Source organism: Bradyrhizobium sp. BR14999 (genome assembly GCF_056106085.1).
Map to the genome: position 1 here is coordinate 6,221,723 of NZ_CM148536.1, position 12,586 is coordinate 6,234,308.

The 12,586-nt window shown below is 64.9% G+C and carries 13 protein-coding genes; 12 read left to right on the top strand and 1 reads right to left on the bottom strand.

Annotated elements, in window-relative coordinates; genetic code table 11:
* The 11 genes from ACR9YP_RS29260 (at position 1) to ACR9YP_RS29310 (ending at position 10,970) form a co-directional block, all read left to right on the top strand.
* Positions 1-1,305, top strand: a complete 1,305-nt coding sequence (locus ACR9YP_RS29260) for an LLM class flavin-dependent oxidoreductase (RefSeq protein WP_438109244.1) — start codon at positions 1-3, stop codon at positions 1,303-1,305.
* 348 nt (positions 1,306-1,653) lie between these two features.
* The gene (locus ACR9YP_RS29265; protein ID WP_438109246.1) at positions 1,654-1,917 is read left to right on the top strand and encodes a hypothetical protein; all 264 of its coding nucleotides are present in this window, start codon (positions 1,654-1,656) and stop codon (positions 1,915-1,917) included.
* Positions 1,914-2,669, top strand: a complete 756-nt coding sequence (locus ACR9YP_RS29270; RefSeq protein ID WP_474217685.1) for an ABC transporter permease — start codon at positions 1,914-1,916, stop codon at positions 2,667-2,669. The genes ACR9YP_RS29265 and ACR9YP_RS29270 overlap by 4 nt, the downstream gene beginning before the upstream one ends.
* Positions 2,670-2,933: 264 nt before the next feature.
* Positions 2,934-3,710: an IclR family transcriptional regulator gene (locus tag ACR9YP_RS29275; RefSeq protein ID WP_438109249.1), complete on the top strand. Its 777-nt coding sequence runs from the start codon at positions 2,934-2,936 to the stop codon at positions 3,708-3,710.
* The gene (locus ACR9YP_RS29280) at positions 3,707-4,582 is read left to right on the top strand and encodes an ABC transporter permease (RefSeq protein WP_474217686.1); all 876 of its coding nucleotides are present in this window, start codon (positions 3,707-3,709) and stop codon (positions 4,580-4,582) included. Before ACR9YP_RS29275 ends, ACR9YP_RS29280 begins: the two co-directional genes overlap by 4 nt.
* Positions 4,583-4,590: 8 nt before the next feature.
* On the top strand, positions 4,591-5,457 hold the full coding sequence (locus tag ACR9YP_RS29285) for an ABC transporter permease (protein WP_438109253.1): 867 nt from the start codon (positions 4,591-4,593) through the stop codon (positions 5,455-5,457).
* A 28-nt stretch (positions 5,458-5,485) separates the two neighbouring features.
* A complete protein-coding gene (locus tag ACR9YP_RS29290) occupies positions 5,486-6,550 on the top strand; it encodes an ABC transporter substrate-binding protein (protein WP_474217687.1) in 1,065 nt (354 codons plus the stop codon).
* The gene (locus ACR9YP_RS29295; RefSeq protein ID WP_438109257.1) at positions 6,547-7,617 is read left to right on the top strand and encodes an ABC transporter ATP-binding protein; all 1,071 of its coding nucleotides are present in this window, start codon (positions 6,547-6,549) and stop codon (positions 7,615-7,617) included. Before ACR9YP_RS29290 ends, ACR9YP_RS29295 begins: the two co-directional genes overlap by 4 nt.
* Positions 7,618-7,622: 5 nt before the next feature.
* Positions 7,623-8,309, top strand: a complete 687-nt coding sequence (locus ACR9YP_RS29300; RefSeq protein WP_438109259.1) for an AroM family protein — start codon at positions 7,623-7,625, stop codon at positions 8,307-8,309.
* Complete coding sequence (locus ACR9YP_RS29305) at positions 8,306-9,409, top strand: DUF917 domain-containing protein (protein ID WP_438109260.1); 1,104 nt, start codon at positions 8,306-8,308, stop codon at positions 9,407-9,409. The genes ACR9YP_RS29300 and ACR9YP_RS29305 overlap by 4 nt, the downstream gene beginning before the upstream one ends.
* A gap of 7 nt (positions 9,410-9,416) precedes the next feature.
* The gene (locus ACR9YP_RS29310; protein WP_438109262.1) at positions 9,417-10,970 is read left to right on the top strand and encodes a hydantoinase/oxoprolinase N-terminal domain-containing protein; all 1,554 of its coding nucleotides are present in this window, start codon (positions 9,417-9,419) and stop codon (positions 10,968-10,970) included.
* A 306-nt stretch (positions 10,971-11,276) separates the two neighbouring features.
* Here the strand turns inward: ACR9YP_RS29310 and ACR9YP_RS29315 are convergent, their stop codons facing one another.
* Entirely contained in the window at positions 11,277-11,414 is a 138-nt protein-coding gene (locus ACR9YP_RS29315) for a hypothetical protein (RefSeq protein ID WP_438109264.1), read from the bottom strand.
* Between the two features lie 540 nt (positions 11,415-11,954).
* On the opposite strand from ACR9YP_RS29315, the gene ACR9YP_RS29320 reads away from it, so the two are divergent.
* A complete protein-coding gene (locus ACR9YP_RS29320) occupies positions 11,955-12,476 on the top strand; it encodes an FAD-binding oxidoreductase (RefSeq protein WP_438110801.1) in 522 nt (173 codons plus the stop codon).
* The last annotated feature ends 110 nt before the right edge of the window (positions 12,477-12,586 follow it).

A 12,586-nucleotide genomic window follows, 5' to 3' on the forward strand; every position in this document is an offset into this window, starting at 1 on the left:
ATGAAACGACAGATGCATCTCGGCCTGTTCATCCTCGGCACCGGCAGTCATGTCGCGGGATGGCGCTATCCCGGCGCGGTCGACAGCTTCCAGGACTTTGCGGCGATTCAGGAGATCGGCCGCACCGCCGAGCGCGGTAAGTTCGACCTGATCTTCATGGGCGACAATCTCTATGCCGACGCGGCGGCCCATCCCTCCTACACGCTGCGGCTGGAGCCTCTGACCATGCTGGCGGCGCTTTCGACATCAACCAGCCATATCGGGCTCGGCGCCACCGTCTCCACCACCTACAGCGATCCGTTCTCGGTCGCGCGCGTGTTCGCTTCGCTCGATCACATCTCCAACGGGCGCGCGGCGTGGAACGCGGTGACGACGGCCAATCCGGCGACGGCAGCGAATTTCGGCACCACCCATCCCGACCACGCCCGCCGCTACGAGATGGCAGGCGAGTTCCTCGACGTGGTCAAGGGCCTGTGGGACGGCTGGGCGGATGACGCCATCGTCGCCGACCGCACCAGCGGTCTCTACATCGATCCGGCAAGGCTCCGCCCGATCGACCATGACGGTGCCTTCTTCAAGGTGAAGGGCCCGCTCAACATCGGTCGCAGCCCGCAAGGCCAGCCCGTCGTGCTCCAGGCCGGCGGCTCCGAGGCCGGCCAGGCGCTCGCCGCGCGCACCGCCGACATCGTATTCTCGGTGGTGCAGGACATCGAGGAAGCCAGGGCCGGCTACGCCTCGCTGAAGACGCGCCTGCCGGCGTTCGGACGCAGGCCCGAGGATGTCACCGTGCTGCCGGGCGTGATGCCCGTGGTGGGCCGCACCGACAAGGAGGCGTTCGAGAAGCTCAACACGCTCCAGAGCTTCGTCAGCGGCAGCAATGCGCTCGCCATCCTGTCAGACCGCTTTGGCAGCGACATGTCGGCCTACGATCTCGACGGGCCGATCCCCGATATCGCGCCGTCGGACAGCTATCACAGCTTTGCCAGTGTCATGCTCGCCAAGGGCCGCCGCGAGAACATGATGCTGCGCGACCTCTACAATCTCACCGCCGCCGCTCGCGGCCATTGGGTGCTGTGCGGCTCGGCCGAACGCATCGCCGATACTCTCCAGCTCTGGTTCGAGGAGCGTGCCGCCGACGGTTTCAACGTGATGCCGCCCTATTTCCACGAAGGCTTCGAGGACTTTGTCGAGCTCGTGGTGCCGGTCTTGCAGGAGCGCGGGCTGTTCCGCAGCGGCTATGAGGGCACGACATTGCGCGATCATCTCGGCCTCGCGCGGCCGGCCAATCCGTTCTTCACGGCTTAGAGCACGCCGGCAGTTCGCAGTGCATGCAACTCGCCGCGTTTCGCTGGCGGCTGCGGTGGCCGCGCGGCGTCACATGACAGGCGTCCAAGCAGTTTCAGACCGGCCTTTAGCCGCACGGTTGCCCGTCCTCCCGGAGAGTCGCGATAGATCGAGATCGGCCGACATGTTCGATTCGATCCTCCACACGTCGAAGATCGAGCGGGCGCGACCAAGCCAGCGCTATCGCATTTCCCTCTGTCTCCGTTACTCGGAGCCATCCGATAGACATTCGCGTCCGCCGCTGAAGCCAAGAGGCTGCGGCTGGAGATCGGCGGCAGCGGGGCATGAGTCGAAAGCGATCAATTGCTCTTGCAACGCATTCTGCAGAACTTGGTGTCGAACGCTATTCGTTACACGGGTTCCGCCGGCGAGGATCAGACTGATGGCCCCAAGCGCCGCTGCGCGGGGCCAGGATCGGATCTGCTACTGTCGCGGCACCCGGCACGCGCCGTCGAATTCGTTCCGTTCGACGTCCCCCGGCCGCGAACCGATCGCACCATGTCCGAGCCCGGCTTCGTCGCCACCAAAGCCCATTGCCTGAAGCTGTTCCAGCGCGAGGTGCATCGCGGATGAGACGCGCCAATGCCCTGTTGCCGCTCGTCGGCATCGCGATCCTGCTGGCGATCTGGTCGCTCGTCAGCTTCCTCAAGCTGGTCGATCCGGTGCTGTTGCCCTCGCCGCTTGCGACCTTCCGCACGCTGTGGGAGGGCATGCAGTCCGGCAAGCTCGGCGTCGACTTCGCCAGGACCGTGGTGCGGACAATCACCTCAACAGCAATTGCGGCCGTCATCGCCATTCCGCTCGGGATCCTGCTCGGCTCGTCCGAAAAGGTCTACCGCTCGGTCGAATTCCTGATCGACTTCTTCCGCTCGACGCCGGCCTCGGCCATGTTCCCGCTATTCCTGGTGTTGTTCGGCGTGGGCGACCGCACCAAGATCTCGGTGGCGGCCTTCGGCGCGGCCCTGGTGATCCTGTTCAACGTCGCCTATGGCGTCATGAACGCACGCAAGACGCGACTGCTGGCGGCCAAGGTGATGGGCGCCTCACGTGCGCGCGTCCTGTTTGACGTCATGCTCAAGGAATTGCTGCCGCAGACCTTTGTGGGACTGCGCAACGGCGTGTCGCTGGCTCTCGTCATCATCGTCGTCGCCGAGATGTTCATCGGCTCGACCGACGGGCTCGGCCAGCGCGTGTTCGAGGCCCAGCAGCTCTTCGACATGCCCGCGATGTATGCCGCAATCTTCGCCGCGAGCGCGCTGGGCTATTCCCTGAACCTCATGTTCCTCGTGATCGAGCGCCGATTCGTTCACTGGACCGGAGGCTGATCCCCAGAGGCGGCCATCAATTGTCGCAGGCCGAGGTGACGCTCGCCCGCGAATGGATCGGCAAGGTCACCGCAATAGCTGCCTGACTCCGAGACATGGCGCACCGCCACACGCAGTGCGCCCTTCGCCATCCCTGCAAGCGACCTTCCGCTGCATCTGAGCAATCGGGCGCCACCTGCCAGAAATTTCCGCTTGCCCGCTTCCGTGTTGGCCTTAGAATTTGGGACATGGTTCCGAAATATGGAACCGTGTGGACCGACCTTCATGAGCGCTCTCACCAACGCGATCGAGATCCTGCGCTGCTTCTCCAGCGCGCGACCCGATCTGTCTTTTGCGGACGTGATGGCGTTGACAGGCAAGCCGAAGAGCTCGACCTCGCGGCTTCTGCGTTCCTTGCGCGATTGCGGCCTGCTCGAGCAGGATCCGCACACCCGCCGCTACCGCCCCGGCCTGCTCACCTTCGAGCTCGGCCGGCTGCACCGCGCCCATGACGATCTCATCAGCATGGCCGAGCGCGAGCTGCGCGAGGTCTGCGCGCGCACCGGACACACCGGCTACATCGCCGTGCTCGACGGCTACGAACAGGTCGTGCTCAGGATCGTTCCGGGCTCGAATCCCTTGCGCGTCGTCAATCCGCCGGGCCAGCGCACGCCGGCGCTCGCGACCTCAAACGGCCGCGCCATGCTCGCGCGCCTCTCGGATGAGGAGATTCGCGCGCGCGTGCCGGCGAGCTATCCCAGGCTGCCGCGCAACTCGCCACAAAACTTCAAGCAACTGACGGCGCGCCTCGACGAGATCCGCCGCACCGGTATTTCGGAAGCCGCCGACGAATCCATCGAAGGCGTCGGCTCGCAAGGCTTTGCGCTCAAGAGTGGCGAGACCGGCGAGATGATCGGCATCGCGGTGTCCTATTCAGTGCAGGCGACCACTGCCGCCGATCGCGCCAATGTCCGCCGCGAGCTGGCGGCGATGGCGGCAAAGCTGCGGCGGATGACCGGCGATCCACTCAATCAAGATGCCGCGCAGACGGGGACGCGATGAGCAGCGCTTCGACAACCCGCCCCAACGGCCTTGCACTCTTCATTCTGCCGAGCGCATTCCTGTTCGCCCTGTTCTTCTTCCTGCCGATCGGCCTGATGGCGCTGATGAGCGCATTGACCGGCAATCCGGTGGTGATGCCGAAGGTCGCATTCACCACGCGGCACTACGCCCGTATCGTCAACGACCCCTATTATCTGGAAGTGATCTGGACCACGATCCGGATCGGGCTCGTGACCACGCTGGTTGCACTCGCAATCGGCTATCCGCTGGCGCACTGGATGGCGCGCATCAAGAGCCGCACCGGGCATGCGCTGCTGCTGATGGCCGTGCTGGCGCCGATGCTGACCGGCATCGTGGTGCGCACCTTCGCCTGGATGACGCTGCTCTCAGACAAGGGCGTGATCAATCAGACCCTCATGTCGCTCGGCCTTATCGCTCAACCGTTGAAACTGATGTACACGGAGACCGGCATCGTGATCGGCCTCGTCCACATCTACGTCCCGTTCATGGTGCTGACGCTGACCGGCGTGATCGGCCGCATCGACGAACGGCTCGAGCAGGCCGCGGAAAATCTCGGCGCGAGTCCCTTGCGCGCCTTTCTCGAGGTGACGTTGCCGCTCAGCCTGCCCGGCATTCTCGCCGGATCGCTGCTGGTCTTCGCGCTCGCGATCAGCGCCTACGTCACGCCGATCCTGCTCGGTGGCTTCCAGATCATGACGCTGCCGATCCTGATCTACCAGCAGATCTCGGCAAACTTCAACGTCGGCTTCGCCGCTGCGCTCGGCATCGTGCTGCTCGTGATCTCGCTCATGCTCGTCATCGCCTATAACCGCGCGCTCGGCCTCGTCTCCGGCCAGCGCGAATTGCAGTGAGGTCGGAGATGCAAACCGCGGCCTCGAACAGCGCAGCGCTCGCAGCAAGCCGGCAGGCAGCATCCGCACGAGCGGCTGCAGCCGCATGGCCTTACGGCCGCACCCTCTATCTCGTCCTCAACATCGCCATCCTGGTCTTCCTACTGGCGCCCATCGCGATCGTCGTGGTCTTCGCGCTGAACCCGACGCCGTTCATCCAGTTTCCGCCGGTCGGCGTGTCCTTGCGCTGGTTCGAAAAATTCTTCGCTACGCGCGACTTCATGCACGCGCTCGGCTTCAGCCTCGAAGTCGCCGTGCTCACCACCGTGTCCGCAACTATGCTGGGCGCCTGCGCGGCGCTGGCGCTCGCGCGCGGCAACCTGCCGGGCACCCGGCTTATCGTCGCAACGATGCTTTCGCCCCTGATGCTGCCGGCGATCCTCACCGGCCTTGCGCTGTTCCAGACCTATGTGCTGCTCGATGTCGGGCGGCCGACCTGGGGCCTCATTGGCGGCCACACGCTGGTGACGCTGCCTTACGTGGTGCGCACCACCCTCGCCGTGCTGCATAATTTCGACACGCGCCTGGAAGAAGCCGCGCGCAATCTCGGCGCCAGTCCCTTGCGCACTTTCTTCGAGGTGACTCTGCCGCTGATCAAGCCCGGTGTGCTCGCAGGCGCGATCTTCTCTTTCATCGTCTCGTTCGACCAGTTCCCGGTGTCGCTGTTCCTGGTTAGCCCGGGCAACGAGACGCTGCCGGTCACGCTGTTCAACTATCTCAAGTTCGATCTCGACGGCACCATCGGCGCCGCCTCGGTGGTCTCGATCGTGCTCGCCTTTGTCGTCGTCATCGGGCTCGATCGCACGGTCGGCCTGCGCTCCTACGTCAAATTGTAACCGCTCATTCCAACGAAGGAATCGACACATGATGAAAGCTCTGGGATCGTCACGGCTCAGCCGCCGCCGCTTTCTGACCGCGAGCGCCTCGCTCGGCATCGGCACCATCGCCGCGCCTTACGTCGCGCGCGCCGAAGATCCGACGCTGCGCATCACCGGCTGGGGCGGCAAGTGGGGCGAGATCATGAAGGCCGAGATCGGCCCCGCCTTCGAGAGCGAGTTCAAGTGCAAGCTCCAGACCGACTCTGCCTTTCCATACTTGCCGAAACTCCAGGCGAGCTCGCGCTCGGCGCCGATCTACGACGTGCTGCACACCAACTCCAACGAGCAGTGGGCAGCCGCCGAGATGGGTCTTGTCGAGCCGAAGATCGATCCTAAGCTGGTGCCGAACGTCGCCGACGTCTATCCCTACGCGGTCAGCGAGAAGATCGTCGGCGTCTCGATCTTCACGAGCGCGATCGGCCTCGGTATGCGCACCGACAAAGGCTACGGCAACGTCACGTCCTGGAAGGAGCTGTGGGACGCTAAATACAACGGCGTGCGCGGCGGCTATGTCATTCCGGTCAACAGTCTCGGCCAGGCCTTCCTGATGATGTGCGGCACGCTGTTCGGCAAGGGCCAGACCGATCTCGATGCCGCCTATGCGGCGCTCGAGAAGCTGAAGCCGATCAAGATCGTCGATTTCACCGGCGCGATGGAGAAGATGCTGCTGTCCGGCGAAGTCGGCCTCTGCGTCATCCACGATTCCGGCATCTATCGCTATGACGGCCAGAACCAGCCGATCGATTTCGTGGCGCCGAGCGAAGGCGTCTTGTCGCTGGAGCAGGTCCTGACCATCACGCCCGGCAGCAAGATGAAGGAGCTCGCCAACGCCTACGTCAACTACATGCTCCGGCCGGAAGTGCAGAAGCGCCTGGCTGAAACGGTCTGGTATTCGCCGGCCAACAAGAAGGTGAAGCTCGACGCCAAATATGATGCCAAGCTGCTCACCACGCCTGAGAAGGTCTCGAAGCTGATCCAGGTCGACTGGAAATGGTACAATGAGCGCAAGGACGAGATCGACCAGCGCGTCAACCGGATCTTCCGCGCATGAGCGCGTCGATCGAGATCGCCGGCGTCAGCAAGGTCTATGACGGCGGCGTCCGCGCGGTGGACGCGGTCGCGATGGACATCCGGCAGGGCGAGTTCTTCTCCCTGCTCGGTCCGTCCGGCTGCGGCAAGACCACGACGCTGCGCATGATCGCCGGCTTCGAGACGCCGAGCGCGGGCGCGATCCGTGTCGACGGCGCCGACATCACCCACGTGCCCGCGCACAAACGCGACATGGGCATGGTGTTCCAGAACTACGCACTGTTCCCGCATCGCACCGTCGCCGAGAACGTCGCTTTTGGCCTGCGCATGCGCGGGCTCGACAAGGCGAGCATCGCAGCGAAGGTGAAGGCGGCGCTCGCCATGGTGGAGCTGTCCGGGCTGGAAGATCGCCGCCCGGCGCAGCTCTCCGGCGGCCAGCAGCAGCGCGTCGCGCTTGCCCGCGCCATCGTGATCGCGCCGCGCGTCCTGCTCTGCGACGAGCCGCTCGGGGCGCTCGACAAGAAGCTGCGCCAGCAGATGCAATTCGAGCTCAAGCAGCTCCAGAAGAAGCTCGGCCTCACTCTCGTCTTTGTCACCCACGACCAGGAAGAGGCGCTGGCAATGTCCGACCGGATCGCCGTGATGAATGGCGGCCGAGTCGAGCAGGTCGGCACGCCCAGCGAGATCTACAACCAGCCGACCACGCGCTTCGTGGCCGACTTCATCGGTGACACCAACATCTTTCGCGGCGAACGCGTCGGGCCGAACCTCAACGTCGGCAAAGACCTGATCCTGGCGCTGCCGCCCGCCGAGACGCAGGGCACCGGCGTTCTCTCGGTGGCGCTGCGCCCGGAAAAGATCCGGCTCTCGCCACGCATCGATGCGGCCATCGCAGCCGGCAGCTCCGCGCATGGCACCGTCGAGAACACCAACTTCCTCGGCGGCGCCGTGCTCTATCGCATCACGCTCGAGAGCGGCCATCGCGTGCTCGTGCAGCAGCCCAATGCAGGCACAGGCCGCCTGTTCGTTCCCGGCGACACCGTCACGCTTGAGTGGACGCTGGCCGATCTCGTCGTCTTGAAGGACTAGACCAGATGAACATACCATTGAAACACCAGCGCATCGGGGTGGTCGTGATCGGCCAGAGCCCGCGCCCCACCGTCGCTGCCGAGATCGCCGCCGTGCTGTCGCCGGGCATCCAGATCGAGCTGCGCGGCGCGCTCGACGGCATGAGCCGCGCCGAGATCGACGCGATCCCGCCGATGGACGGCTACGACACGCTGTTCACGCTGCTGCCGAACGGCGACGCGGTCACCATCAGCAAGAAGGAGGTGGAGCGGCGCGCGAGCCAGCAGATCACCCGCTTCAAGCACGAGGGCGTCGGCGTGACGCTGATGGCGTGCACCGGCAAATTCCCAAATCTCGCGGCCGACGGCCTCGTCATCCTGCCCTCGGCCATCCTGCACAACCTCGCCGAGGCCGTGCTGCCAAAGGGACGGCTCGGCGTGTTCTCGCCGCTGCCCGAACAGACCGCGCTGATCGACAAGAAATGGCAGCGCGAGGGCGTCGAGGTGGTCGGCATCACGCTGCGTCCCGGCTCAAGCGACACCACAGTGGACGAAGCCGCGCGCACGATGGCGGACCTCGAGCCGGATCTCGTGGTGATGGACTGCATCAGCTACACCAGCGCCAACAAGGCGCGCGTGCGCACCGCCTATCCCGGCCCCGTGATCCTCGGCATTGCCGCGGCCGCCCGCATCGTCGAGGAGCTGGTATCGTGAGCAAGGCAGAGAAGACGATCAGCCTCGAGGAGATCGAGGCGCTCGCGGTCGGCGCCTGGATCCTCGGCACCGGCGGCGGCGGCAGCCCCTATCTCGGCCTGCTCAACCTGCGCCGGCTCTATGCCGAGGGCCACCGCGTACAATTGATGTCGCCGCTCGACCTCGACGACGAGGACTGGGTCGCCGTAGTCTCCAACATGGGCGCGCCCCTGGTCGGGCAGGAGCGCCTCGCCGACAGCCGCAACATCGCGCGCGCCGTGCGCATGCAGGAGGAGATCAACAACGTCAAGTTCCGCGCCGTGATGTCGGTCGAGATCGGCGGCGGCAACGGCGTTCAGGCCCTGATGGCGGCCGCCCATCTCGGCATTCCCGTCGTCGATGCCGACTGCATGGGCCGCGCGTTCCCGGAGGCACAGATGACGTCGGTCGCAATCGGTGACCTGCGTCCCTATCCCTGCACGCTCTACGATCCCCGCGGCATCGAAGCCGTCGTGACCAAGGTGCCCACCTGGAAATGGATGGAGCGGGCAAGCCGCAAGATCTGCGTCGAGATGGGCTCGATCGCCTCCACCAGCAAGGCGCCGCGCACGGGGCGCGAGGTCAAGGACTGGGGCATCCATTTCACCACGACCAAGGCGATCCGCATCGGCCGCGCCGTGCAGGAGGCCAACCGCCGTCACGAGGATCCGATCGCCGCACTGCTCGCGACCGAAGGCGGCCAAAAACTGTTCACCGGCAAGATCGTCGACGTCGCTCGGCGCACCACGGAAGGGTTCTTGCGCGGCACAGCCATGGTCGACGGCAGCGACGCCGACCGCGGTACCAAGCTCAAGCTCTCGTTCCAGAACGAATGGATCGTGGCCTGGCGTGACGAGAAGGCGATCGCGACCTCGCCCGATTTGATCTGCGTGCTCGACAGCGTCAACGGCCACGGCATCGGCACCGAGACCATCCGCTACGGCCAGCGCGTCACCGTCGTCGCTCTGCCTGCGCCGCCGGTGCTGACGAGCCAGCGCGGCCTCGAATTCGTCGGTCCGCGCGCCTTCGGCTACGACCTCGACTTCCGTTCCCTCTTCTCGCCCGCAGCGGCCGGAGCTTAAGACCCCCATGAAGCGTATTGGCATCGATGTCGGCGGCACCAACACGGACGCCGTGCTGATCGTCGACGAGAAGGTCGTTCATTCCGTCAAGCGGCCGACCACGGCCGACGTGACCTCGGGTATCCTGGACGCGCTTAGGGCGTTGCGCGCCGAGCCGTCCGCCGCGGTGAAGGTCGATGCGGTCGTGATCGGCACCACGCATTTCATCAACGCGGTGGTGCAGCGCCGCCATGTACAGAAGATCGGGGCGATCCGGATCGGCATGCCCGCCAGCGCCTCGCTGCCGCCGTTCTGCGACTGGCCGGCGGACCTCGCCAGCCTCGTTAACGGCGAGATCTTCATGCTGGAAGGCGGCCATGACTACGACGGCCGCCCGTTCATGCCGCTCGACATCGCGGGCCTTAAGAACGCCGCGAGGAAGATCAACGACGCCGGCCTGCGCTCGGTCGCGGTGTGCTCGAGCTTCTCCCCGCTCGATCCCTCCTGCGAGACGACCGCACGCGAAATCCTCGCCGAGATCTGCCCCGAGGTCGCGGTAACGCTGTCGCACGATCTCGGCCGCATAGGCCTGCTCGAGCGCGAGAACGCCGCGCTGCTCAATGCCTCGCTGCACGACCTCGCCGTCACCACCGTCGCGGCGTTCCGTAAGGCCATCGCCGACAGCGGCATCGACGCGCCGCTGTTTCTGACCCAGAACGACGGCACCGTGATGCAGGCCGAGATCGCCATCGCCTTCCCGGTGATGAGCTTCGCCTCCGGCGCCACCAACTCCATGCGCGGTGCCGCCCATCTCTCCGGCCTCGACGACGCCATGGTCGTCGACGTCGGCGGCACCACTTCCGATATCGGCCAGCTGCGTCACGGTTTCCCGCGTGAAGCCAATGCCGTGGTCGAGGTCGGCGGCGTGCGCACGCTGTTCCGTATGCCCGACCTGCTCTCGATCGGGCTCGGCGGCGGCAGCCATGTCGACGAGGACCCGCTCCGCGTCGGCCCGCTCAGCGTCGGCTACCGCCTGACGTCGGATGCGCTGGTGTTCGGCGGCTCGCGCCTCACCGCCACCGACATCGCCGTCGCGGCCGGCCTGATCGACATCGGCGACCGCTCGCGCGTCGCGAACTTGTCGAAGCGCCTGATCGAGGCCGCACTGCGCGACGCCTGGCGCAAGCTGGAGGAGGACATCGACCGCATGAAGACAGAGGCCGGCGACGTGCCGCTGCTCGCGGTCGGCGGCGGCGCCTTCCTGGTGCCGGATCGCCTCCCTGGCATTTCCGAGATCGTGCGCGTGCCGTATGGCGACTGCGCCAATGCGGTAGGCGCCGCGATCGCGCAGGTCTCGGGCGAAGCCGATCAGGTGTTCCGCGACCTCTGCCGCGAGGACGCGATCGCAGCCGCGCGCGACATCGCAGCCGATCGCGCCGTGCAGGCCGGCGCTGCTCGCGACAGCCTCAAGACCGTCGACGTCGAGGACATGCCCATCGCCTACCTGCCCGGCAACGCGCTGCGGGTGCGCGTCCGTGTTGCAGGTGCGATTGCCGATCCGGATCTGCCCGCGGCGGCCTAGCAAAAAGCAGGTCGGAACGCGGAGATGTCGCAACCCGGCCGAACAAGGAGATGGCCAATAAGGAAAGCCTTGACACCAATCGCCCCATACAAGTCCATCGGCCCGTTGCGGACCTTGGCTCGGAGTGCCGATAGGTCTGCTTTGCGGAAGGTAGCCGACCAAGAGTGCGGCTGGTGCCTCTCGCCGCAGTCGCTTTAGGAAGATTGGCGCCGCAGCAACATTGAGCCCTGCCGGGTCCCATAGACGCACGGCACTGGCGGCCTCGCACTCACGTTGCACACGCATGAATTCGCAAGCGAATTGACGCTAGTCGGACATCGCCGGGATATTCTTGTGCGCGGCCACGAGCGGATGATCGAGCGTGCTTATGTGTCGCGCATCCGCGCCACCGGGCGAACCCCAGCCGGTGACCGAGGTCCCAAAAAATTCGGCGTTGGCGCGCATGAAATCACGCTCGTGTTCAGGCAATTCATCCTGCGCGTAAATCGCCGGAAGGACGGCGGGACGTCACGTTACCCAAGGACCGATCGCCAACACTTGCCCTCAGTAGATTTTTCTTGATCTCCCTGTGCATACGTCGTGCACACACCGCTACTTAACCAGTTGAAAAAATTTAACTCTCGCTCCAATCCATCATGGGCAAGGTTGAGCTAGCTCCAGCAATCGATGTCCGATTGGAGCCAATTCAAGAAGGTTTCGTCCATGACGAGCCACCGCACGTTCAAATCGCAAAGTCCGCCCCCGGTCCAACCTCAAGCGGCTGGGGCTTTGAGCGCTATGTGAAATGCGCGCCACGGGTTGCGCGGGGACTAGTTTGATGGACAAATAGTGGGGTAGAGAGAGTGTCAGTCAATCCTCGTTGAAATATTTACCGTTTTTCAATTCAGCACAGGGCAACCTACGATCTTGGCTACCGGTAGCGACCCGGCGAGCGAGCGACGCCCCACTTCAAGCACCACGGCGCGATAGATTACCCGTGAAGTCATCGATTGCTCGCAGAGCGGATCGCAGCGGACCGCGATGTGGCGGCTCCGCGAGACCATCCCGAAGGGCGAGAAGCGCCGGAACGGATCGGTCAAGCACGACATCTCGGTACCGCTTTCCTCCATTCAACGCTTTCTGGATCTAGCCGGCTCGCAGGTGCGATCGTATGACGCCGACCTTCAGCTCTCCGTGTACGGCCATGTCGGCGACGGCAACCTGCACTACAACGTGCTCGTTCCTGCCGGCGTCGACCGGATCGAGTTCACCAAGCGGATCGAAAGCAGCCTGTCTCTGCAACTCTACGACACGGCCGCGGCGCTCGGCGGCACGTTCAGCGCGGAGCACGGCGTCGGCCGTTTTAAGAGGCACCTTCTGGAACGGTACGGTGATGTCGGGCGTATCGCGGCGATGAGCCGGATCAAGACCGCCTTTGATCCGGCGGACATCATGAACGCCGGCGCGATCGTTTGCCCATTGGGAGACGCGATCGTTTGCCCATTGGGAGAGAAGTCTGCCCGTTGAACCATCGGCCGGCGAGTTGGCGATGCTTTCCAAACGGTGGGTCTTCGGCCGATGCACCTCGATCAGCCAAATCGCCTTGTCCATAAAGAAAGAGGCACTCCGAAGGAGTG